The organism is Streptomyces flavochromogenes (assembly GCF_000717595.1).
In the GTDB taxonomy this organism is placed as follows: domain Bacteria; phylum Actinomycetota; class Actinomycetes; order Streptomycetales; family Streptomycetaceae; genus Streptomyces; species Streptomyces flavochromogenes.
On the sequence record NZ_JNZO01000018.1, the window covers coordinates 299,785 to 323,032 of the forward strand.

20 protein-coding genes are annotated in these 23,248 nt (G+C 72.6%); 11 read left to right on the plus strand and 9 right to left on the minus strand.

Annotated features, from left to right (window positions below; all coding sequences use genetic code 11):
• The first annotated feature begins 76 nt into the window (after positions 1-76).
• Both lon and IF00_RS0123140 read left to right on the plus strand, forming a co-directional pair.
• Positions 77-2,488 carry an endopeptidase La gene (gene lon / locus IF00_RS0123135; RefSeq protein WP_030320959.1) on the plus strand — a complete coding sequence of 804 codons (2,412 nt, stop codon included), beginning with the start codon at positions 77-79 and terminating at the stop codon, positions 2,486-2,488.
• Positions 2,489-2,609: 121 nt separating this feature from the next.
• Entirely contained in the window at positions 2,610-3,221 is a 612-nt protein-coding gene (locus IF00_RS0123140; RefSeq protein WP_030320961.1) for a DUF4240 domain-containing protein, read from the plus strand.
• A gap of 47 nt (positions 3,222-3,268) precedes the next feature.
• On the opposite strand, the gene IF00_RS0123145 is transcribed toward IF00_RS0123140, so the two are convergent.
• Together IF00_RS0123145 and IF00_RS0123150 are read right to left on the minus strand one after the other, a co-directional pair.
• Positions 3,269-4,153: a lytic polysaccharide monooxygenase auxiliary activity family 9 protein gene (locus IF00_RS0123145; RefSeq protein WP_030320962.1), complete on the minus strand. Its 885-nt coding sequence runs from the start codon at positions 4,151-4,153 to the stop codon at positions 3,269-3,271.
• 190 nt (positions 4,154-4,343) lie between these two features.
• The gene (locus IF00_RS0123150; RefSeq protein ID WP_030320963.1) at positions 4,344-5,174 is read right to left on the minus strand and encodes a lysozyme; all 831 of its coding nucleotides are present in this window, start codon (positions 5,172-5,174) and stop codon (positions 4,344-4,346) included.
• 265 nt (positions 5,175-5,439) lie between these two features.
• Here IF00_RS0123150 and IF00_RS0123155 point away from each other — a divergent pair, with 265 nt between their 5' ends.
• Positions 5,440-5,949 carry a MarR family winged helix-turn-helix transcriptional regulator gene (locus tag IF00_RS0123155; protein WP_030320964.1) on the plus strand — a complete coding sequence of 170 codons (510 nt, stop codon included), beginning with the start codon at positions 5,440-5,442 and terminating at the stop codon, positions 5,947-5,949.
• Between the two features lie 96 nt (positions 5,950-6,045).
• On the opposite strand, the gene IF00_RS0123160 is transcribed toward IF00_RS0123155, so the two are convergent.
• Positions 6,046-6,837, minus strand: coding sequence for a protein phosphatase 2C domain-containing protein (locus tag IF00_RS0123160; protein ID WP_030320965.1), 792 nt, complete (start codon positions 6,835-6,837; stop codon positions 6,046-6,048).
• 371 nt (positions 6,838-7,208) lie between these two features.
• Between IF00_RS0123160 and IF00_RS0123165 the strand changes: the two genes are divergently transcribed.
• The 6 genes from IF00_RS0123165 (at position 7,209) to IF00_RS0123190 (ending at position 13,829) form a co-directional block, all read left to right on the plus strand.
• Positions 7,209-10,226: a sensor histidine kinase gene (locus IF00_RS0123165; RefSeq protein WP_245234610.1), complete on the plus strand. Its 3,018-nt coding sequence runs from the start codon at positions 7,209-7,211 to the stop codon at positions 10,224-10,226.
• The gene (locus IF00_RS0123170; RefSeq protein ID WP_030320968.1) at positions 10,223-10,714 is read left to right on the plus strand and encodes a roadblock/LC7 domain-containing protein; all 492 of its coding nucleotides are present in this window, start codon (positions 10,223-10,225) and stop codon (positions 10,712-10,714) included. Before IF00_RS0123165 ends, IF00_RS0123170 begins: the two co-directional genes overlap by 4 nt.
• A gap of 5 nt (positions 10,715-10,719) precedes the next feature.
• Positions 10,720-11,133, plus strand: coding sequence for a DUF742 domain-containing protein (locus IF00_RS0123175; protein ID WP_412080169.1), 414 nt, complete (start codon positions 10,720-10,722; stop codon positions 11,131-11,133).
• A gap of 82 nt (positions 11,134-11,215) precedes the next feature.
• Positions 11,216-11,848: a GTP-binding protein gene (locus tag IF00_RS0123180; protein WP_051820578.1), complete on the plus strand. Its 633-nt coding sequence runs from the start codon at positions 11,216-11,218 to the stop codon at positions 11,846-11,848.
• A gap of 38 nt (positions 11,849-11,886) precedes the next feature.
• Positions 11,887-13,122, plus strand: coding sequence for a styrene monooxygenase/indole monooxygenase family protein (locus IF00_RS0123185; protein WP_030320973.1), 1,236 nt, complete (start codon positions 11,887-11,889; stop codon positions 13,120-13,122).
• A gap of 176 nt (positions 13,123-13,298) precedes the next feature.
• Entirely contained in the window at positions 13,299-13,829 is a 531-nt protein-coding gene (locus IF00_RS0123190) for a DUF6584 family protein (protein ID WP_030320975.1), read from the plus strand.
• A 49-nt stretch (positions 13,830-13,878) separates the two neighbouring features.
• On the opposite strand, the gene IF00_RS0123195 is transcribed toward IF00_RS0123190, so the two are convergent.
• The 4 genes from IF00_RS0123195 to IF00_RS0123210 form a co-directional block, all read right to left on the minus strand.
• Positions 13,879-15,369, minus strand: coding sequence for a C40 family peptidase (locus IF00_RS0123195; RefSeq protein ID WP_078944816.1), 1,491 nt, complete (start codon positions 15,367-15,369; stop codon positions 13,879-13,881).
• Positions 15,370-15,443: 74 nt separating this feature from the next.
• The gene (locus tag IF00_RS0123200) at positions 15,444-15,752 is read right to left on the minus strand and encodes a hypothetical protein (RefSeq protein ID WP_030320979.1); all 309 of its coding nucleotides are present in this window, start codon (positions 15,750-15,752) and stop codon (positions 15,444-15,446) included.
• Between the two features lie 34 nt (positions 15,753-15,786).
• A complete protein-coding gene (locus IF00_RS0123205) occupies positions 15,787-16,509 on the minus strand; it encodes a TetR/AcrR family transcriptional regulator (protein ID WP_030320983.1) in 723 nt (240 codons plus the stop codon).
• Between the two features lie 340 nt (positions 16,510-16,849).
• On the minus strand, positions 16,850-17,794 hold the full coding sequence (locus IF00_RS0123210; protein WP_030320987.1) for an AurF N-oxygenase family protein: 945 nt from the start codon (positions 17,792-17,794) through the stop codon (positions 16,850-16,852).
• 194 nt (positions 17,795-17,988) lie between these two features.
• Between IF00_RS0123210 and IF00_RS0123215 the strand changes: the two genes are divergently transcribed.
• The gene (locus tag IF00_RS0123215; protein ID WP_030320989.1) at positions 17,989-19,107 is read left to right on the plus strand and encodes a ferritin-like domain-containing protein; all 1,119 of its coding nucleotides are present in this window, start codon (positions 17,989-17,991) and stop codon (positions 19,105-19,107) included.
• Positions 19,108-19,154: 47 nt separating this feature from the next.
• Positions 19,155-19,997, plus strand: coding sequence for a hypothetical protein (locus IF00_RS0123220; protein WP_030320993.1), 843 nt, complete (start codon positions 19,155-19,157; stop codon positions 19,995-19,997).
• A 217-nt stretch (positions 19,998-20,214) separates the two neighbouring features.
• Here the strand turns inward: IF00_RS0123220 and IF00_RS0123225 are convergent, their stop codons facing one another.
• Entirely contained in the window at positions 20,215-21,690 is a 1,476-nt protein-coding gene (locus tag IF00_RS0123225) for a penicillin-binding transpeptidase domain-containing protein (protein ID WP_030320996.1), read from the minus strand.
• A 28-nt stretch (positions 21,691-21,718) separates the two neighbouring features.
• A complete protein-coding gene (locus IF00_RS0123230) occupies positions 21,719-23,098 on the minus strand; it encodes an FtsW/RodA/SpoVE family cell cycle protein (protein WP_030320998.1) in 1,380 nt (459 codons plus the stop codon).
• Positions 23,099-23,248 lie beyond the last annotated feature (150 nt).

The window sequence follows — 23,248 nt, forward strand, 5'->3', positions numbered from 1 at the left end:
ACGGACGTCCGGGAACATTCATGGGCTCACATGCATTGAGTCGGCATAGCTCAACTTGACTGCCGAAGGGGAGATCATGGCTGACTCCAAGCCGTCCGTGCCGCTCACTCTGCCCGTGCTGCCGCTTGACGACGAGGTCGTGCTGCCCGGAATGGTGGTGCCGCTCGACCTGTCCGACAACGACGTACGCGCCGCGGTGGAGGCCGCCCAGGCCGCCGCGCGGCCCGGAGCGGGCAAGCCGCGGGTGCTGCTCGTGCCCCGCGTCGACGGGACCTACGCCGGGACCGGCGTCCTGGGCACCGTCGAGCAGGTCGGACGACTGTCCGACGGCGACCCCGGCGCCCTGATCCGCGGACTCGGCCGCGTGCGCATCGGCGCCGGCACGACCGGACCCGGCGCGGCCCTGTGGGTCGAGGGCAGCACCGTCGAGGAGACCCTGCCCGAACCGCTGCCCGGTCAGGTCACCGACCTGATCAAGGAGTACAAGGCGCTCGCCACCAGCTGGCTCAAGAAGCGCGGTGCCTGGCAGGTCGTCGACCGCGTGCAGCAGATCGACGGCGTCGGGGCCCTCGCCGACAACTCCGGATACTCGCCCTTCCTCACCGTCGAGCAGAAGGTCGCGCTCCTGGAGACCGCCGACCCGGTCGCCCGCCTCAAGCTCGCCACCGCCCAGCTCCGCGAGCACCTCGCCGAGCAGGACGTCGCCGAGACCATCGCCAAGGACGTCCAGGAGGGCGTCGACAAGCAGCAGCGCGAGTTCCTCCTCCGCCGCCAGCTCGAAGCCGTCCGCAAGGAGCTCCGCGACCTCAACGGCGAAGCCGAGGGTGACGAGTCCGACGACTACCGCGCCCGCGTGGAGGCCGCCGACCTGCCCGAGAAGGTCCGGGAGGCCGCCCTCAAGGAGGTCGAGAAGCTGGAGCGGTCCAGCGACCAGTCCCCCGAGGGCTCCTGGATCCGCACCTGGCTCGACACCGTCCTCGAACTGCCCTGGAACGAGCGCACCGAGGACCGGTACGACATCCCGGGCGCCCAGGCGGTCCTCGACGCCGAACACGCGGGCCTTGAGGACGTCAAGGAGCGGATCACCGAGTACCTCGCCGTGCGCAAGCGGCGTGCCGAGCGCGGTCTCGGCGTCGTGGGCGGCCGCCGCGGCGGAGCCGTACTCGCCCTCGTCGGCCCGCCCGGCGTCGGCAAGACCTCGCTCGGCGAGTCCGTCGCCCACGCGATGGGCCGCAAGTTCGTCCGCGTCGCCCTCGGCGGCGTACGGGACGAGGCGGAGATCCGCGGACACCGGCGTACGTACGTGGGCGCGCTGCCCGGCCGGATCGTGCGGGCCGTCAAGGAGGCCGGGTCCATGAACCCGGTGGTCCTGCTCGACGAGATCGACAAGGTCGGCTCCGACTTCCGCGGCGACCCCGCGGCGGCCCTCCTCGAAGTCCTCGACCCGGCGCAGAACCACACCTTCCGCGACCACTACCTGGAGGTCGAACTCGACCTCTCCGACGTCGTCTTCCTGGCCACGGCCAACGTCCTCGAAGCCATCCCGGAGGCCCTCCTCGACCGCATGGAGCTGGTCAGGCTCGACGGCTACACGGAGGACGAGAAGGTCGTCATCGCCCGTGACCACCTGCTGCCCCGGCAGCTGGAGCGGGCGGGTCTGGAGCCCGGCGAGGTCGTCCTCGAGGACGCCTCGCTGCGGAAGCTCGCCGGGGAGTACACCCGGGAGGCGGGCGTCCGTACGCTGGAGCGCGCCGTCGCCCGGCTGCTCCGGAAGATCACGGCCCAGCACGAACTGGGCGACCGCGAGCTGCCGTTCACGGTCACCCCGGACGACCTCCGGGACCTCATCGGCCGTCCGCACCACGTGCCCGAGTCGGCCCAGGACCCCGCCGAGCGCCGCACCGCCGTACCGGGTGTCGCCACCGGGCTCGCCGTGACCGGCGCGGGCGGCGACGTCCTCTTCGTCGAGGCGTCCCTGGCCGACCCGGAGACCGGCGCCGCCGGGCTGACCCTCACCGGTCAGCTGGGCGACGTGATGAAGGAGTCGGCGCAGATCGCGCTCTCCTTCCTCCGCTCGCACGGCGCGGAACTGGAACTGCCCGTCACCGGCCTCAAGGACCGGGGCGTGCACATCCACTTCCCCGCGGGCGCGGTCCCCAAGGACGGCCCGAGCGCGGGCGTCACCATGACGACCGCCCTCGCCTCCCTGCTGAGCGGGCGGCTCGTCCGTACGGACGTGGCCATGACCGGCGAGGTCTCCCTCACCGGCCGGGTCCTCCCGATCGGCGGCGTGAAGCAGAAGCTCCTCGCCGCGCACCGGGCGGGCATCACCACGGTCGTGATCCCCAAGCGGAACGAGGCCGACCTGGACGACGTCCCGGCGGAGATCCTGGAGAAGCTGGAGGTCCACCCGGTGACGGACGTCCGCCAGGTCCTGGAGATCGCCCTGGCGCCGGCGGCGGTGCCCGTGGGAGTGGCGGCGGCGTAACTCCCGTACGGAGCGGGGTGTCCCCGACAGGGGGCACCCCGCTCCGTCATGCCCGGCGCGTCCGCGTACTCGCAGGTAAATCGTCACCCGGATGTCGGCCGGGGGTGTCATGCTCGTACGCATGAACGAAGACGCCTTCTGGGCTCTCATCGACGAGTTGAGCCGCCGCACCGAGGACCTTGAGGAGCGGATGGAGTGGCTGCGCACGGAGCTGCTCCGGCGTCCGGCCGCCGAGAGCGTGGAGTTCCAGGTGCGCCTCGACGACGCGTGCGAGGTCGCGGGAACGCGCGCGCTGTGGCGGGCGGCGGACCGGATCGAGAGCGGAGCCTCCACCGACGACGGCTTCCACTACTTCACCCTCTGGCTGGTCGGGCAGGGGCGGAAGGTGTACGACTCGGTCGTCGCCGACCCCGACGCGCTGGCCGACGTGCCGGGGATCCGGGCCCTGGTGGGCCGGCACAGGAACGAGTGGGACGACGACGAGTGGCCCGAGTGGGAGTGGCTGGACTACGTCGCGCAGGACGCGTACGACGAGCTGACCGGCCAGGAGGACGACTGCGGCGAGGAGTTCGACGACGCCGTGGACGAGCGTGCCGAGGAGCTCGCGGACGAGCTCGCGGGGGACTTCGAGGGGGAGTGGGAAGAGGGCGGCGAGCCCCGGGGGTCTCGTCCGGAGGGGGTGGCGATGCCCCGGCTCACCGCCCTCTTCCCGCTCGCTGCGTCCGGCTCCTAGGACGCTCGGGACCGCGGCCCCGGGAGCCGGACGGTTCCGGAGCGCTCCTAGGACGCCGACGAGTTCCGGCGGCGGCCCAGGAGCAGGCTGCCCGCGCCGAAGGCGGCGAGGGCGCCCGCGCCCGCGAGGGCCATGGGCAGCGGCGAGGAGGGGGTCTCGGTCGTCTCGGCGGAGAGGGCCGGGGCCTGCTCGTCGCCGCCGTGGCCCGCGTGGCTCACGGTGGAGAGCGACGCGCCCGCCGCGATCTTCGCCTCGCTCGGGGCCTGGGCCTTCGCCGCGGCCGGCTGCGCGGCCGCGGCGCCGAAGGTGACGTCCGAGCAGCTGTAGAAGGCCTCGGGGCTGTCGTTGCGCTGCCACACCTTGTAGACGATGTGGCGGCCGGTGCGGGCGGGGAGGTTGCCCGTGAAGTTGTAGTAGCCGTCGGTGGCCGTGCGGGCGGTGTTGTAGACGGCGACGGGGGTCGCGTCCAGGTCCGACCACTTCAGCGGCTGCGTGGGGTCGAAGCCCGGCTTGGTGATGTAGACGGTCATCGTGCCGGAGTGGGCGGCCGTCACCCGGACCTTGAAGTCGAAACTGCCCGCCGCGACCGCCGTCGCCGGCCAGTCGGTGCGCGCCCAGTCGAGCGCCCGGTACTTCTCGCGGTTCGCCGAGCAGAGCTTGCCGTCCGGGATGAGGGCCTGGTGCTGCCCGGCGGCGTTGGCGATGTTGACCTCGTTCCAGTCGTAGAGCGGCTGGGTGCCGGAGTCGGCGACGAGGTCCTTGCACACCTGTGACTTGGGGGTCTCGGGGCCCTCCGCGTAACAGGCGGCGACGCGGCTCACGGGGTTGAAGACGGCTCCGTGGGCGCTGGCGGTGGTGGGGGTGAGGGTGACGAGGGCTGCGGCTGCGGACAGGGCTGCGACGCCGGCGGCGGTGCGGCGGGTGGACTGCATGCGGGGGCTCTCTCTCGTGCGTGGGGGAGGACGGACGAGCAACGCGCGCTGAGCACACGGAAGTTGAATCCCGGGCGATCGCCGTAGAGCCTCGCATTGGTCCATACCAATAGGCAAGGGGGAGGGCCGGAAAAGCCGAAGCGGCCCCCGGGGTGCCGCACACCCGGGGGCCGCCGTACGCGCGGGGGCGTCAGCCGTTGGCGAGCGCCTGCACGCGCGAGAGGTCGCCGTTGAAGTGGTTGTGGTCGCCGACCGTCGGGCCGGAGGAGGTGTACTGCCACATCGTGTAGTACTGCCAGCCGGCCGGGAGTTCGCCCACGGACGCGGCGTACCGCGCGATCCACAGCGGGTTGGTCGTGGCGAAGGCGGAGGAGTTGCCGGTGCACTGGGTCCACCAGCTGGTCGCCGTGTAGATGACGGCGTCCCGGCCGGTCCTGGCCTTGTACCGGTTCACGAAGTCGCGGATCCAGGTCACCATCCCGGCCTGGGTCTTGCCGTAGCAGGTCGCGCCGTACGGGTTCCACTCGATGTCGAGCACGCCCGGAAGCGTCCTGCCGTCCTTCGACCAGCCGCCGCCGTTGTTGACGAAGTAGTCGGCCTGGGCCGTGCCCGTCGTCGTGTCCGGGGTCGCGAAGTGGTACGTGCCCCGGATCATGCCGACGTTGTACGAGCCGGTGTACTGCTGGTTGAAGTAGGTGTTCTTGTAGTAGGTGCCCTCCGTCGCCTTGACGTAGGCCCACTTGACGCCGCTGTTCCACAGGGTGGACCAGGCGACGTTGCCCTGGTGGCTGGAGACGTCCACGCCTTCGGTCTGGACGGCCTGGGCGGAGACGCCGCCGGGTGCGCCGCCCTGCCCGTCGTGCGCGAGGACGCCCATGCCCATGCTGGCGGAGCCGCGCGGCGGCGCCTGGCGGGCACCGGGGTCCTGGGCCGCTCCGGCGGACGCGGCGAGGGGGATGAGGAGGGTCAGGGCCGCGAGCGCGGCGCCGGCGAGGGTCGTTCCGGATCTGTGCACACGCATTGCGTGCCTCCGAAAGGATCGGTGGGGGGAGCGAGGTCGACGGTCCTGGACGCCCGCCGCCAGTCATGGTGTGGACATGTCAGCGCGGGTGTCGTGGACGACGCTACGCACGTAGACCCGGCCCATGGAAGAGGGCCTGGATACCGCCGTTGGTCTACGCCTGCGAAATACTGGAAGAGCTGCGGCGATGGCCCCGGCCGAAAGAAACTTTCAGCGGCCGGAAAGCCGTCGGCGGATCGCCGGAGAACGTGTGAGAGGTGCTGACGTGCACGGAAGCGGTACGGGAAGTGACGGTGGGGCCCCGCCGACCGTCGGCGGCGAACCCCACGCCCCGTCCGGCGGGGTCGACCGGGAGTTCCTCGCGCTCGAACGCGAACTCGCGGTCTTCCTGCGCCGTGCCCGCGCCCAGTCCGGCGAGATGGCCCGCGAGGTCCACCCCGAACTCGAACCCGCCGCCTACGGCCTGTTCGTGCGGCTCGACGACGCCGGGCCCCAGCGGGCCACCGAACTCGCCGGGTACTTCGGGGTCGGCAAGGCGACCATGAGCCGCCAGCTCCGGGCCCTCGAAGACCTCGGGCTCGTCGCCCGCGACCCCGACCCCGCCGACGGACGCGCCTCGCTGGTCCGGCTCACCGAGGAGGGCCGGGACCGCTTCCGGCACGTCCGGGACGCGCGGCGCGAGCGGTACGTCCGCAAGCTCGCCGACTGGGACCGCGCCGAGGTCGCCGAACTGGCCCGGCTCCTGAACCACTTCAACGTCCGTTCCGAAGGCTGAGCGGGTCCACACGGCCCATCGCGGGCCCGTGGCCCCGGCCTCCGCCGACACCGGCCTGGCTCGGCGGGCCCCGGCCTCCGTCGGCGCGGTCGTCGCTCAGCCGGCTCCCAGCTCCACCAGTACCGCCGTCGCGTCGTCGTGCGGCTTCCAGCGGCGCGTCCCGCCGGCCGACGCGTCCGCCGCCTCCAGGGCGCGCACGCGGTGGAGCAGCCCGAGCGTGCCCTCCTTGCGCAGGACGCCGAAGCAGTCCGTCCAGTCGCCCTCGCCGAACATCTCCACCCAGCGGCTCGCCCCGTCCGTGAGCGCCGCCAGGGCCCGTACCTCCGCGCGCGGGCTCGTCCCCGTCACCGCCCGCGCGGCGACCGCCGGGTCCGCCGCCGCCGTGAAGAAGCCGCCCTCCCGGTTCCGCAGCCGGTCCGTCGCCGCCAGGGACCGCAGGACCTCGTCGGGAACGCGGTCGAGCCGGTCGTCGAGCACGGCCCGTACGGACCCGTCCGGCGACTCCAGGAGGAGTACGGAGTCGGAGAGGACGAGGTGTTCGACCGAGGTCTCGTCCCAGCGGGCGAGCACGACGGTCGCCTGGGGCGTACGGACGTGAGAAAGGTCACAGGTGTCCCGATGGGCCTCCGCGGTGCGCCGGATTGCCAGCGACAGGATCCCGGCCAGGGACATGTCCCGGCGGGAAGCGGACAGTTCGGTCAAAGACCCGCCGAGGCGCGCGGTGAACCACGGCACCGTGTGCACACAACCGTCATCACCGGCCGGTGGTGTGACGCCGTCGAGGAGGACGACGGTTCCGCCGCCGCCCGAGGCGGGCTGGGCGGCGGCCACCCAGTCCTCGTTGGGGCGTTCGGGGTTGCCGGGGAGGGTCGCGACGTCACTGCGCATGACGACCAGTGTGCCCGGGGCGGCGTACGTTCCCGGTGTACGTCTTCACCGGACCTGCAAACGTGCGGAAATGGCCTGTACCAACCCGGCGGCGGTCCCGGGGAGCCGGAGCGGCGGACTCCGGGGAGCTGCGGGCGGGCATCCTGCCAAAGCCCGCGCGGAAGATCCAACCAGGGGCCCTTCGGGGACGCCTCGGCCCACCCGGAGAAGTTGTTCGCCAACTCAGGAGTGTTGTTCACTCGTTCGGGTGGCGGAGCGGCCGATGCGCGCCCCCTTCCCAGAAGCGCTGGAATGGTCGGAAGCCGTACCAGGGGTGGGGGCGCTCCATGTGACCGGCCGTCACCTCTGCTTTGTGGGCGGACGAATCAAGAATGCGAGCACCGGTGCAGATGAAGCGGCCTCGGAGCAAGAACGGCACGCGGAGCCAGACCCCCGGTGCGGTGCCGACCCCGGACGGCGCCGCGGCGCCCGCCGGCAGCCTCCCCGACGGCAGCACCTTCACCGGCAGCGCCCCCACCGGCCGTCCCAAGCGCGTCCGCAACCGTCTCGTCGCCGGCGTCGCCCTCGTCGGCATCACGGTCCTCGTCGCCGGAGCGCCCGCGGTCCTCGCCGCCTCCACCGAGCTCAACGACTCCCAGAGCCTGGTCACCCTCGCCGAACTCGACCGGCAGGCCGTCACCCTGGCCCACTCGCTCGCCGACGAGCGGGACGAGGTCGTCGCCTACATCGCCGCCGGCCGCGACGCCCAGAGCGGCGACGCCAAGCACAGGCGCCAGATCACCAGCACGCGATCGACCCGCGTCGACCGCCAGATCGACGAGATCCGCCCCGCCGCCTCCGCCGAGCTCCGCCGCGACCTCGCCGGCGTCCCCTCCGTCCGCCGTACCGCCCTCACCGGCAAGGGCACGGCCCTGGAGGCCCACCGGGCGTACTCGGAGATCATCACCAAACTCCAGGCCCTCGCCGACGAGCTGGCCGACAAGACCCCGGCCCGCGCCTCCGACACCGCGCTCACCGAGGCCACCCGCGCCCCCGCCGCCCTCAGCCGCGCCGTCGAGCAGGCCTCCGCCACCCGCGGCCTGCTCCTCGCCGCGCTCTCCGTCCCGCAGCCCGAGCCCACCGGCGAGGTCCGGTACGACGCCGAGACCGGCACCTACGTCCCCGAGGTGCCCGCGGGCACCGCCGAGGCCGCCCGCGCCCGCGACATCCTCACCGCCGCCGCCCAGCAGGCCAGGGTCCGTGAACTCGCCGCCCTCGGCGACTTCGACCAGGCCGCCGGCTCCACCGCCCGCGACTCCCTCGCCGCCACCGTGGCCGGCCCCGACGTCAAGAGCGCGGAGCGCTCCCTCGCCTCCCTCACCGACCAGCCGCGGCTGACGGAGACCGAGCGCGAGACCGACCCGGCCGGGCTCGAGTCCGCCCTCTCCGCCCGCATCGAGCAGATGCGCGGTGTCGAATCCGCCCTCTCCGCCGAGCGGGTCGAACGCCTCGGCGCGCTCCGCGACGACGACGTCACCGCCCTCGAACTGCGGATCGCCTTCCTCGGCGGCTGTCTGATCGTCGCGATCGGCATCTCCACGTACGTGGCCCGCACCCTCACCCGGCCGCTCGCCGTCCTCCGGCTCGGCGCCGCCCGGCTCGCCGGCGCCCCCGAGCCCGGCGCCCAGGAGCTGGTCCGCTTCACCGGCCGCAACGACGAGTTCGCGCAGGTCGTCCGCTCGCTCAACACCCTGCACGGCAAGCTCGCCGGCCTGGCCGCGCACACCGAGCGGCTCACCGACGACCGGACCGACCTGACCGCCGCCAAGGAGGCACTCGGCGCCGAGCTCGCCACCCAGCGTGCCGAACTCCAGGGGCAGGTCGCACTCCTCACCGCCGACCTCGAACGGTTCCGGAGCACCGTCCACCACACCTTCGTCAACCTCTCGCTGCGCAGCCTCGGGCTCGTCGAGCGACAGCTCGGCGTGATCGAGAAGCTGGAGGAGCGCGAGCAGGACCCGGATCGCCTCGCGACCCTCTTCAAGCTCGACCACATGGCGACCGTCATGCGCCGCCACAGCGAGAACCTCCTGGTCCTCGCCGGGCACGAGCACGTCCACGGTCACCCCGGGCCCGTCCCGCTGGTCGACGTGCTGCGCGCCGCCGTCAGCGAGATCGAGCGGTACGAGCGGGTCACCATCCAGTCCCTGCCGCCGCACGCCCAGATCGCCGGCTTCGCCGCGGACGACCTGAGCCACCTCATCGCCGAACTCCTGGAGAACGCGACCTCCTTCTCGCCGCCCGACGCCGAGGTCCAGCTCTCCGGCTGGCTCCTGGAGTCCGGCGAGGTGATGCTCTCCGTGCAGGACGCGGGCATCGGCATGACCGCCTCCCGGCTCGCCGAGCTCAACGCGCGCCTGGCCGAGGCCGACCCCACCGCCTTCGAAGGCGAGGGGCTCGGCATGCGGGTCGTCGCCCTGCTCGCCGCCCGCCACGGCGTCCGCGTCGAACTGCGCGAGCAGCAGCAGGGCGGCACGGCGGCCGTCGTGGTCCTGCCGCAGCCCCTGCTCCCCACCGCCCTGCCGACCACCGTGACGGAGCCCGTACGGGTGGCGGGCGCGGCACCCACGATCCTCCTGCCCGGCTCGGCCGCGGAGGCCAACTCCAACACGCTGCCGTCCCGGAACCGCGATCCCCTCGTCGAGGCGGCGGAGCGGGCGTTCATGGAGGCCGAGGTGACGGAGGCGAGGGAACAGCGGGACCAGGAGCCGGAGCCGGCGGAGGAGCCGGCGGCGTACGAGCCCGAGCCGCAGGAGGGCTCCTACGAGCCCGGGCAGGACGCGCCGTACGAGCCGGAGCCGCAGGCGGCGTACGAGCCCGGGCCCGCCCACGACGAGCCCGCGCCCCCCGACGAGCCCGAGCTCGCCCACCGCGAGCCCGTCACCCACGACGAGCCCGTCCCCCTCGGTGAGAGCGTCTCCGAGACCACGCTCCAGGTCCGGCTGCCCGACCCGCCGCCGGAGCCCGACGCCCACGAGCGCGCGGCGGACGTCACCACTCCCGCCCACCAGGAGGAGCCCCCGGCTCCGCAGAGTCCCGCCGCCCCCGAGCCAGTCACCGACCAGCCGGTTCCCGGGCCGCGTACCCCGCAGTGGGAGCGCGTCACCGACAAGGGCCTGCCCAAGCGGACCCCGCAGGTGGTCCGCCCCGCCGGCCCCGCCACCACGACCCCTCGTCAGGGCGGCGTGGACGCGGAGGCCCTGCGCCGCCGCCTCGGCGGCTTCCATCAGGGCGCCAAGGCCGGGCGCCGCGACGTGGAGGCGGAGATGGAGACGGCGCGCATAGATGACGTAAAGACTGCACGTACAGAGGAGATGACGGGGGACACAGTCGAGGAGGCACGCAGTTGACTGCGACGGGAACGTTCGGACTGAGCACGGAAGCCCGCAACCTGCAATGGCTGCTGGGGAATCTGGTGGAGGAGGTGCCCGGGGTCCATTCGGTCGCCGTCGTCTCCTCCGACGGCCTGATGCTGCTCTCGTCCGACCCGGCCGCCCAGCAGAGCACGACGGCCGCCGCCGAAGCCGGCCGTCCGAACGGGCCGCGCGGCTCCAGTGCCGACCTGGCCACCATCGTCTCCGGCATCGGCAGTCTGACCATCGGCGCCGCACGCCTGATGGACGGCGGCGGGGTCAAGCAGACCATGGTGGCGATGGAGGAGGGCAGCGTCTTCGTCATGTCGATCAGCGACGGTTCGCTGCTCGGCGTCCACGCCACGCCCGACTGCGACATGAGCGTGGTGGCCTACCACATGGCGCTCTTCGTGGGCCGCGCCGGTCACGTACTCACCCCCGAAGTCCGCAGTGAGCTGCGCAAATCGATGGAGAGCACCCAGTGACGTCAGTGTCTTCGGGGTTTCCCGCCCACCGGCTGCCCGTACGAGGAGACGGACGCCGCCCCGCGCGCGTACGCCCGTACTCGCTGACCGGCGGGCGGACCCGCTTCGGCCATGTCCTGCTCGTCGAGACCTTCGTGGCGGCGCTCGAAGCGCCCGCCGTGCGCAAGCTCCTGACGGACGGCGGGCCGGGCGCCCGCGGTCTGATGCCGGAGATGCGGGCCATCGTCGAGATCTGCCGCCGGATGCGGACGGTCGCGGAGATCTCGGCGCTTCTGAAGATGCCGTTGGGGGTCGTCCGGGTGCTCCTCAGCGACCTGGCCGACCAGGGAAAGATCCGTGTGTACGGGACCGGTCACGGCACCGGGCAGCCCGACCGCGCGCTCCTCGAAAGGGTGCTGAGTGGACTCCGTCGTCTCTGACGCCTCCGCCGTCTCCGATGCCGACACCGCATCACCGGCGGTGACCGGCATTCCCGCGCAGCCCCAGGCCCCCGAGGCCGACCTGTTCCAGCGAGATACGACCGCGTCGGCCACCGCCGAGCCCGACGCCGAGGACGGCGCGCAGGACTGGCAGCTCGACCACACCCGCGCCCCGATCGCGACGAAGATCGTCGTCGCGGGCGGATTCGGCGTCGGCAAGACCACCTTCGTGCGCGCGGTCTCGGAGATCACCCCGCTCCAGACCGAGGCACTGATGACCCGGGCGAGCGAGGAGACCGACGACCTCACCGCCACGCCGGACAAGCTCACCACCACGGTGGCGATGGACTTCGGCCGGATCACGCTCGACAACGACCTGGTGCTGTACGTCTTCGGTACGCCGGGACAGCAGCGTTTCTGGTTCATGTGGGACGACCTGGTGCGCGGGGCGATCGGCGCGATCGTGCTGGCCGACACGCGGCGGCTCACGGACTGCTTCCCGGCCCTCGACTACTTCGAGAGCTGTGGGCTGCCGTACATCGTGGCCGTCAACCACTTCGAGGGCACCGAGCTGTTCGAGGCGGACGACGTCAGGGAGGCGTTGACCGTGCCCGCGCACGTCCCCGTGGTGATCATGGACGCGCGCAAGCGGTACAGCGTCGTCGAGAGCCTGCTCGCGATGGTCGCGCACGCGCTGGAACACACCCCCGAATAGATCGCTCAGCTCTCCCCGTCACGCCAGGAGCACCACCCATGCGGAAGATACTCATAGTCGGCGCCGGCCAGTCCGGTCTGCAGCTCGCCCTCGGACTCCAGTCGTCGGGGTACGAGGTCACCCTCATGTCGAACCGGACGGCGGACGAGATCCGGGCCGGCCGGGTCATGTCCACCCAGTGCATGTTCCACACCGCGCTCCAGCACGAGCGGGACCTCGGCCTCAACTTCTGGGAGTCCCAGGCACCGCGCATCGAGGGCCTCGGCGTCTCGGTCGCCGCGCCCGACTCCACCCGTGCGATCGACTGGGTCGGCAGGCTCGACGGGTACGCGCAGTCGGTCGACCAGCGGGTGAAGATGGCCGGCTGGATGGAGACCTTCGCCCAGCGCGGCGGCCAGCTGGTGATACACGGCGCGGCCGTCAGCGACCTGGACTACTTCTCGCGCAGCTACGACCTGGTGCTCGTCGCGGCGGGCAAGGGCGAGCTGGTCTCGATGTTCGGCCGGGACGCGTCCCGTTCGCCGTACAGCGAGCCGCAGCGCGCGCTGGCCGTCGCGTACGTCCACGGCCTCGGCCCGCGCCCCGAGCACCCGGACTTCGACGCGGTGCGGTGCAACGTGGTCCCGGGCGTGGGCGAGCTGTTCGTCATGCCGACGCTGACGACGGGCGGCCGCGCGGACATCCTCTTCTGGGAGGGCGTCCCCGGCGGCCCGCTCGACGCCTTCCAGGGCGTCAAGGACCCGGCGGAGCACCTGTCGCTGACCCTGGAGCTGATGGAGAAGTTCACGCCCTGGGAGTACGCGCGGGCCACCAGGGTCGAACTGACCGACGCGGGCGGCACCCTCGCCGGCCGGTACGCGCCGACGGTCCGCAACCCGATCGGCCGGCTGCCCGGCGGCGGCCTGGTCCTCGGCGTGGCCGACGTGGTCGTGGCCAACGACCCGATCACCGGCCAGGGCTCGAACTCCGCGTCGAAGTGCGCGGCGGCGTACCTGGCGGCGATCGTCGAGCAGGGCGACAAGCCCTTCGACGAGGAGTGGATGCAGTCGGCCTTCGACCGCTACTGGCAGACGGCCCAGCATGTCACCAAGTGGACGAACGCGATGCTGGCGCCCCCGCCGGAGCACGTCCTGAACCTCCTGGGCGCAGCGGGCCGGCTCCAGCCGGTCGCCGACCGCTTCGCGAACGGCTTCAACGACCCGTCGGACTTCGAGAACTTCTTCTTCGACCCGGAGAGGACGGACGCGTACCTCGCGGAGGTCGCGGGCGGCTGAACCGCGGACGGTTCCCTTCGACGGCCGGCACCCGGGGCTCCAGGCCCGGGTGCCGGCCGTCTGCCGTCGGCTCGTCTGGCGTCGGCTCGTCTGGCGTCGGTCTTCCCGGGATCGACCGTCCAACGGCGGTCGTAAAACGGATCGAGATCTCCCGCCCCGTGCTCGATGATGTGTCCATGTCTCAGACGAACACCCTGGCCCGCGTGGACGCCGACCTCATCGCCGGGAGGGTCCCCATGGCGCGGCAGCGGCTGCGTGGGCTGGTTTCGTCGTTTCCGGACGATCTGACGCTGCGGCGTCGGCTTGCCGAGGTGTACCGGCTGTACGGGGACGCGGCCGAGGCGGGGCGCTGGATGTACCTCGAAGAGGACCGGAACGCGGAGGAGACCGCCGCCTTCGAAGAGCGCTACGGGACTCCCGGGTGGCGGATGAAGGCCCTCGCCTGGCGTGGGCCCGAGGCGCTGGCCGCGTCCTCCTTCGCCGTCGAGCAGCTCGCCGCGGTGCGGACCGCCTGCGCCGAGCGGCTCGGACACCCCGTCGACTGGGACGACCCGGGCACCTACGCGGCGGACCGGGGCGAAGAGGCCGACGCCCCGGAACCCGGCGGCTGGACGTCCGCCGGAGTGATCGCGGGCGCCGGCGCCCTCGCGGGAACCGTGGTCATGGTGGGCATCTGGGTGCTCGGACTCGTCTCCCTCTTCTCGTAGCGCCCGCCGGCCTCCGCCCGGCGGACCGCCCACGGCGCCGGCGGACCCGTCAGGGCGAAGAGCGCGCCGACGACGTACCAGCCGGGGCGGCCCCCGCCGATGCACAGAGCGATGAGCAGGCCGGGGCCGACCGCCTCGGGCCGCGGTCGTATCCCTCGTCCGCTCCGTCCCTCGCCCCCGCCGGCAGCGCCGGCGGGGTGTACGCGGCCAGAGCCTCCCCGTCCGGATCCGGGCGCACCGCCCCGAGCAGCGGGTTCGCCGCGATCGGGGAGACCTTCACCTTCCCGCCGGGCCGCGGCGCCTGCACCACCAGGCCCTCGCCTAGATAGACCGCCACATGCGTCGCGCCGGGGAAATACACCACCAGGTCCCCGGGACGGAGCTCCGCGAGCGACACCCGGGGCAGTGTCGCCCACTGCTCCTGGCTCGTCCGCGGCACCTCCAGGCCCGCCGCCGCCCACGCCCGCTGGGTCAGCCCCGAGCAGTCGTACGTCTCCGGGCCCTCCGCCCCCCACTCGTACGGCTTGCCGATCTGGCCCACCGCGAACCGCAGCGCCTCCGCGCCCGCCCCGGACGGGGTACGCCGGCCCTTCAGGACACCCGAGTCGAGCAGCTCGCGCTGCGCGCCCGCCGTCTGGACCCGCTCCAGCTCGGTGAGCCGGGCCAGCTGTTCGGGAGAGAGCGCGGCGAGCAGCTTCTCGACCTCCGCCAGCCGGGCCCGCACCTCGTCGCGCCGGGTGCGCTGCGTGGCGGCGAGGGTCTGCTGCCGGTCGAGCGCCCTGCGGGAGGCGCTCGCCAGGCTGCCGGCTTGCCGCTCGGCCTTCTCGAGCCGCGGCACGGCCGACGCCCGGTCCCGTGACGTCCGCGCCATCAGATGCCCCTGGTCGAGCGCCGACTGGGGATCCGGCGCGAACAGCAGCCGCAGATACGAGGAGAACTCGGACCCGCCCCGGTACTGGTCCCGGGCGATCCGCCCGGCCTCGGCCCGCCCCTGCGCCAGCGCGGTACGGGCGGCGGTCAGCCGGGCGGTGACCCTCTTGGTGTCGGCGGTCTGGAGCTTCAGCGCCTCCTCGGCGGCGTTGAACCGCTCGGTGGCCTCCTCGGCCTGCTGGTAGAGCGTCCGCATCCGGGTGAGCAGGGCGGTGACGGAGTCGCCGCCGGGGGGAGGGAGAGCGGCGGCGTCGTCGTCGGTGGCGGGAGGCGGGGTGGGAGGGGCGGACTCCCGCGGGTCGCCGGGGTCGTCGGGGTCTGCGGGATCGGCCGCGTCCTGCCTCCCGGAAGAGCCCGCCGCGGTCGTTGCTGTCTCGGCTGTCTCGGCTGGTTCCGCGGTGGGTGCCGTGGGCGCCTTGGGTGGTGCGGGCGCGTCCGGGTCGACCGGTCCCACCGGTTCCGCAGCCGGGTCCGCCCAGGCGATCGGCGCCTCCACCGGGGGATCGGCGGGCGGCTCGGGAGCGGCGGCGCCCGCCGGGAGGACGCCGGTGAGGGCGGTCGCGGCGGCCAGGGCCCCCGTGCAGACCGTACGCAGCAGCCTTCGCGACACGTCACCACCTCCACGGGGATGATGACGTGTCACTTCATGTGATTACCGTACGCATGGGGGTGAGTCCGGCGTCCTCACTCGTTCGGCTCAGCGCCGCCCCGGGGAGGGGTCGCGCCGGTGCTCGGCTTCGACCAGGGCCACTTCAGCTCGCGACGCTCGCGGCCCTCGGGGGCGTACTCGTAGATCCAGCCGCGCTGGAGACCCAGTCGCTTCGTGTAGCCCGCGGGCTCGCGGCGGTAGGTGTGGAGGGTCGGGGGGTTCCCGTTGTGGGCCGGGACCGGGATCTCGTACCACTTCGGCGGGTGGCCGGTCGGGCCGAGCAGGATCGGCAGGACCCGGCCGTCGAGGGGGCCGCCACGGAAGGAGGTGTTCTGGCTTCTCACCCCTCCAGTGTCCCCTCCGGCCTCCGGTTCCTGCTCAGAGGAGATGAGCGGCCTCGCCGACCACCGGGATCACCCGGCGGGCCAGCCGGGCCACGGGCCCCTCGGGCGTCTCCTCGGCGAGGAGGCGTCCGACGACGCGCGCGGTCTCCTCGTCACTGGCCGTGCTCGCGGCGAGGAGGGCGATGAGATGGTCCACGAGCCACTCCCGCAGCTCCCGGGCCGGGGGCCGCTTGTCCTCGTCGAGCCAGATGAGGGAGGCGGCCTCCACGGCGGCGATCCATGTGCGGACCAGCATGCCGAGGCGGGGGCCGGGGCGGTCCACGCCGAGGTGGACGAGGATCTGGCCGGCGGCCGCGCGGCGGACCTCGTCGACGATCGCGGTGGTGCGGGAGGTCTCGGCGACGCTGCCGCCGCGCAGGAGGGCGCTGAAACCGGCGTCGTGCTCGTCGACGAAGGCCAGATAGCGGTCGAGCACCCTGCCGAGCCGCTCGGTGGGCGCTCCGACCGGGGGCTCGGTGAAGCAGTGGTTCAGGGCGTCTGCGGAGGACCGGAGGGCGGCCTCGTAGAGCTGCTGCTTGCCGCCGGGGAAGTAGCGGTAGACGAGGGGCCGGGAGACGCCGGCCGCCTCGGCGACATCGTCGAGGGAGACGTCCTCGGGGGTGCGGTGGGCGAAGAGCTCCTGGGCGGCTTCGAGGAGCTGGCCGCGGCGCGCCTCGACGCTGAGCCTGCGGTACGCGGGGGTGGCGGCGGCAGTCATGCTCCGCAGCGTAGCGGGACCCCTCATGCCCCCACCCGCCGTGGCCCACGCCGCCCGGCAGCCCGCGCCGCCTGCGACGCAGCCGCCGTTGGGCCTCTGCCATGACCGGGCCCGCCCGGCCGGGCCCCGCCGCCGCGGGCTGCCACCCGCGCCGCTGCTGGCCCCCGTTGTGGGCGCCTGTTCCTCCCCCGGGCCCGCGCTCTCTTCCCGTCCTGTGCTGCGGGAGCCCGCACGGGGGCGGCTCGGACAGCGGCGCGGGGCCCCCGAGTGCCGAAGCCCCGGGCCGCGCCGCCTCCGGCGCGGCGGCAGCCTCCGCCCCGACCGCTCCCCGTCACACACCTCACGCCAGCAGCCCCGACGACTTCCACAGCCGTCGCCCCACCCCCCGCAGCACCCCGATGTCGTCCAGGAAGTCCGTCAGGCGGCGTGCGCCGGACTGCATGACCTCGCGGCGGTGCCCGCTCGCCCTCACCTGGGCGACCGCCTCCCGCCGGTCCAGGCCCACCGCCTCGTACACCTGCGGGTTCACGAAGCACGTCGAGAAGACCCGCGCCGCCTCTCCGCAGCTCACCCGGGTGAACTCCTGCTCCCAGCGGGGCGCTGTCGCCATCTGGCGCCGCAGCTCCTCGCGGGCGTACCGCACGTGCCGTGCCTCCTCGACCACATGGATGCGGGTCACCCCGCGCACCAGCGTCTGCACCCGCTCGTCCGGGAACGTCAGCCGCTGCATCCAGTCGAGGATCTCCTCGCCGAGCAGCGTCGAGGCGAACGAGCCCGGGGTCGTGGACACGGTCTTCAGCAGGCGCGCGAGGTTGTGGTAGAGCCTCGGTACCGGGTACGCCGGGGTCCCGCCCTGCTGGATCAGCCGGGCGAACATCATCGAGTGCCGGCACTCGTCCGCTATCTCGGTCAGCGCGTAACGGACGTGATGGCTGGTCAGCGACTTGTCGTAGATGTGCCGGACGAGCAGCTGCATCAGGATGATCTCGAACCAGACGCCGAGCGACGCGAGCGACGCCGCCTCGTGGCGCGAGAGCGCGATCCGCTGCTCCTCGGACATCCTGCGCCACAGCGGCGTGTCGTACAGGGAGAGCAGCTCGGGCGGCCAGAACCACTTGTCGTCCTCGAACGGCGCGTCCCAGTCGAGCTCGGCATCGGGGTCGTAGGAATGCTTGCGGGAGGACTCCAGGAGGCGTTCGGCGACCTGCTCACGGTCGCGCAGCGGCCCCAGGGCGTCCCTGAGGAGACTGAAGTCCGGCTCCGTGGACTCGGTGAAGGGGGTCATGGTTGCGGGGCACCTCGCTGTGCTCGTCGCGACGGTGTGACGTTACCGATGGTCACCGTTTATCAGACTGCCCGTCAGTAGCGCCGTCAATCCCTTGTGCGCGACTTGTTGACGATCCGTCTACCAACGTGTGAGCCTGGCCGGGCCACAGGACTCGCACCACGGGAAAGGCCCGACCCCCCAAGGAGGCGTCAGTGTCGACGCGCGACCTCTACACCACGGCCCCGTCCACCCCGAGCTGGCAGGTCCCCGCCACCGGCGCCGCCCGCTTCAACTGGGAATACGACATGGAGGCCGCCGGCCGCGAGCGCCTCCTCGCCCTCTACCAGAAGGGCAAGGACAAACAGTGGGACGGCGCCACCCGGATCGACTGGGACCTGGAGGTCGACCCGTACGACCCCCTCGGCACCCCCGACGAGGTCCTGACCCTCCACGGCACCCGCCACTGGGCGAAGATGACCGAGAAGGACAAGGGCGACCTGCGCCGGCACTACGCCTCCTGGCAGTTCAGCCAGTTCCTCCACGGCGAGCAGGGCGCCATGATCTGCGCCGCCAGGATCGTCGAGTCCGTCCCCGACCTGGACGCCAAGTTCTACTCGGCCACCCAGACCATGGACGAGGCCCGGCACGCCGAGATCTACGGCCGCTTCCTCCACGACAAGGTCGGCATGCTCTACCCGATCAACGACAACCTGCAGAGCCTGCTCGACGACACCCTGCGCGACTCCCGCTGGGACATGCCGTACCTCGGCATGCAGGTCCTCATCGAGGGCCTCGCCCTCGCCGCCTTCGGCATGATCCGCGACACCACCGACAAGCCGCTGCCCAAGCAGATCCTCGCGTACGTGATGCAGGACGAGGCCCGGCACGTCGCCTTCGGCCGGATGGCCCTGCGCGACTACTACCGGCAGCTGTCCGACGCCGAACTCCGCGAACGCGAGGAGTTCGTCATCGAGGGCTGCTATCTGATGCGCGACCGGCTGCGCGGCGTCGAGGTCCTGGACAACTTCGGCATCCCGCGGAAGGAGGCGGAGGAGCTGACCGAGCAGAGCGAGTTCCTGCACCTCTTCCGCAAGCTGCTCTTCAGCCGGATCGTCCCCTGCGTCAAGGACATCGGACTCTGGGGCGAACGCCTCCAGAAGGCCTACCTCGACATGGGCGTCTTCGACCTCGGCGACTCCAATCTCGACCTCCTCATGACCCAGGACGAGGAGATCGCGGAACAGCTCGACGCGGAGCGCTTCGCCAAGGAGGAGCAGGCCCGGGTCGCGGAGGTGGCGGACGCGATCGCGGACGGGGCGGCGCAGGGCTGAGTCCCCGGAAGAACGGTTTGTCGTACAGGTGACGTAGCGTGCTCGTCATGACCATGCCGCCACCGCCGAACCAGCCGCCCCACAACCCGTACGGCGGGCCGGTGCCGCCCCCGCAGCAGCCCGGCCCGTACGGCGCCCCGCAGGGCTTCCCTCCGCCGGGCCACCCCCAACAGGCCTACCCCCAGCACGGTGTTCCGCCGCAGTACCCGGCGGGCCCCGGCCCCGGCGGCTGGGGGCAGCCGCCCATGGGTCCGCCCCCGAAGAAGAAGCTGTCGGCCGGCGCGATCGTCGCCATCGTCGTCGGCTCCCTGGTCGTGGTCGGCGGCATCGGTTACGGGGTCAAGGCCGGGCTCGACGGCGTCACCGGTTCCTTCCCCGCGGCGACGCACAAGCTGGTCGTCCCACAGACCGTCCTCGACGGCGAGTTCGCCCTCGTCTCCGACCTCTCCGACACCCAGGGCAAGGAGATCGAGGACACCCCCGACTTCACCGTGAAGGACGCGACGGCGGCGGTCGGGCAGTACAGCGGCAAGGACGAGTCCGTCCTCGTCCTCTCCGGGCTGTACGGGCAGATCAAGAGCCCCGGTACCACCCGCTCGTCCATCCTCAAGGGAGCCGCCACGGACAAGGGCTCCAAGCTCGTCGTCAAGCCCAGGGACTTCACACCCGCCGGGTACGGCGTGACCGTCAGCTGCCAGGTCACCACGTCGAGGGACGGACTCAGCACGACGACGCTGCCCATGTGCGCCTGGGGCGACGAGAACACCGCCGCCGCCGTCGCCCTCGTCGGCGCCGGGGAGGCCACGGCCGACCCGAAGGACATCGACCTGGCCGGACTCGCCGAGAAGACGGCCAAGATCCGCGCGGAGATCCGCAAGCCGATCGCCTGACGGCTGACGGTCCCCGGCTGACGGTCCACGGCAGACGGCAGACGGCAGACGGCAGACGGCAGACGGCAGGCGGCAGGCGGCAGGCGGCAGACGGCTGGCGGAGGGCGAACGGCGAAGGGCGAGGGCGGAGGCGAAGGGCGAAGGGCGAGGGCGGAGGGTGCTCAGGCACCCGGGGCCGCCGGGACGCAGTCCCGAGCGCCCGCACCCGCGCCCCCGTCTACCCCCGCGCCTCCTCCTCCAGCCGCAGCGCCTCCTCCATCACCGCCCTCGCGATCGGCGCGGCGCTCCCGCCCCCGCTGATGTCCGTACGGGACGCCTCCGCGTCCTCGACGACCACCGCCACCGCGACCGCCGGCTGGGCCGCGTCCTCCGCCTGCGCCCAGGCGATGAACCAGGCGTACGGGGTGCCGGTGTTGCCGAAACCGTGCTGGGCCGTGCCCGTCTTGCCGCCGACCAGCGCCCCGGGGATCGCCGCGTTCGTCCCCGTCCCCTCCGTCACCGCCTTCACCATCAGCCGCTGGAGCTGCATCGCCGTCGCCGGGTTCATCGCCTGCCGGTAACTGCGGCGGCCCGTACGGTCGATCGTCGTGCCGCCCGAGGTCGTCGTGCGGTCGACGAGGTACGGCTGGGCGATCTCGCCGTTGTTGGCGACCGCCGCCGCCACCATCGCCATCTGGAGCGGCGTCGCCGTCGTGTCGAACTGTCCGATCGACGACAGCGCGAGCTGGTCCGGACTCATCTCCCGGTCGAAGTTGGACTTGGCCACCCAGGACGGCACCCGCAGCCCCGTGTCGTTGAAGCCGAACTTCCCCACCGCGTCGACCATCCCCTCCAGGCCCACCTCCACCCCCAGGCCGGCCATCACCGTGTTGCACGACCACTGGATCGCGTACGCGAGGGACGCGTCGCCGCAGCCCTTCGCCTCGTTCGGCAGCACCTGCCGGGTGCCGGGCAGTACGAACGGGTCCGGGGTGTCCGTCGGCGCGTCCACGTCCCGCACCATCCCCGCGTCGAGCGCCGCCGCCGCCGTCACGATCTTGAACGTGGAGCCCGGCGGATACGTCTGCCGCAGCGCCCGGTTCAGCATCGGCTGGTTCGGCGAGGTGGTGAGCCGCCTCCAGGCGTCCTTGACGCCCTGCCCCGTACCGGAGAGGACACCCGGGTCGTACGACGGTGAGCTGACCAGCGCGAGGATGCGGCCGCTGTGCGGCTCGACCGCGACGACCGCGCCCCGTTTCCCGGCGAGGCCCCGGAAGGCCGCCTCCTGCATCGAGCCGCGGATCGTCGTCACGACGTCGCCGCCGGGCTGCCGGCCCCGGGTGAGGTCGTTCCAGAGCGGCAGCGGGGCCAGCATCGGATCGGTGCCGGCCAGGATCGCGTCCTCGGCGTGCTCGACGAGGGTCGTGCCGTACGTCTGCGAGGAGTAGCCGGTGAGCGGCGCGTACAACGGTCCCCGGCGGTAGGTCCGTTCCCAGCGCAGTTGCTGTCCGCTGTCCCGGGAGCCGGTGACCGGCTTCCCGTCGACGACGATCTCGCCGCGCGGCTGCGCGTAGCGGTTGATCGCGATGCGCCGGTTGGCCGGGTTGCCGTCGAGCGACTCGGCCTCGAAGACCATCACGCGCGCGGAGTTGACGAGGAGCGCCACGAGAAGCACGAGACAGAGCGCGGCCGCCCGCCGGGCGTAGCGGATCACGTGGTTCCCCCGGGGGCGTGCGGCCGGGTCACGAGGCCCCCTCCTTCACCGGTGCGAGCGTCCCCGTGTCGGCGTCGTCCGGCTGCGGTGCGCGCGCCGAGTCGCTGACCCGGATGAGGAGCGCCACGATCACCCAGTTCGTGACCACCGACGACCCTCCCTGGGCCAGGAACGGCATCGCCATCCCGGTCAGCGGGATCAGGCCCATCACCCCGCCCGCGATCACGAACACCTGGAGCGCCACGATCGAGGCGAGCCCGATCGCGAGGAGCCGCCCGAACGGGTCCCGCAGCGAGAGGCCGGCGCGGTAGCCGCGGGCGACGAGCAGCGCGTACAGCAGGAAGAGCGCGGTCAGGCCGACGAGCCCCAACTCCTCGCCTGCCGTGGCCAGGATGAAGTCCGACTTGGTGGCGAAGCCGATGAGGACGGAATGCCCGAGGCCGAGTCCCGAGCCGAGCATCCCGCCGGCCGCGAACGAGAAGAGCGACTGGGCGAGCTGTCCGGGCCCGTCCCCCGCCCGGATCGAGGCGAACGGGTCGAGCCAGTCCTGCACCCGGCTGTGCACATGCGGTTCGAGCGAGCCGACGAGGAAGGCCCCGGCGGCGGCGAGGACGAGCCCGACCGCGATCCATCCGGTCCGGCCGGTCGCCACGTACAGCATGATCACGAAGAGGCCGAAGAAGAGCAGCGAGGTGCCCAGGTCCCGTTCGAGGACGAGCACGCCGACGCTCAGCAGCCAGATCGCCACGATCGGCCCGAGCACCCGCCCGGTCGGGAACTGGAACTTCCAGATCCGGCGGCCGGTGTACGCGAGCGCGTTGTGGTTGGCGGCGAGGTACGCGGCGAAGAAGACCGCGAGCAGGATCTTGGCGAACTCGCCCGGCTGGAAGGAGAGACCGCCGAGCCGGATCCAGATCTTGGCGCCGTTCACCGCCGGGAAGAAGATCGGCAGGATCATCAGGGCGAGCGCGGCGGCCACCGACACGTACGCGTACCCCTGGAGCGCGCGATGGTCGCGGAGCAGCAGCACGACCACGATGAAGAGCGCGACCCCGAGCGTCGACCAGATCAGCTGCGTCGTCGCCGCCTGGTCCTTCGGCGTCTCCAGGTCGAGCCGGTAGATCAGCACCAGGCCGAGGCCGTTGAGCAGGACCGCGATCGGCAGGAGCAGCGGATCGGCGTACGGCGCGCGGAACCGGACCGCGAGGTGGGCGAGGAGCGCGAGCAGACCGAGTCCGGCCCCGTAGCGCGCGGCGTCCGGCGGTACGGCCCCGCTGCGGGCGAGGCCGACCTCGGCGTACCCGTAGACGCAGATGAGGACGGCGCAGACGAGGAGGGAGAGTTCCACGCCGCGGCGCTTCGGCATGCGTACCCCGGGCGGGGGAGCGTCCGTGCGCGGTGCGGTCATGGCCGCAACGTAGCAAGCGGTATGCCCTATGTCCCTTTTGTGTGACGGTGTGCCGTGTGGCGCGCTTCTGTTCCCCGCATTTCGGGCCGGCTCGCCTGCTCCCGGCCACCAGGGCTGCTCAGCCTGCGCCCGGTCCTTCCGCCAGGCCGT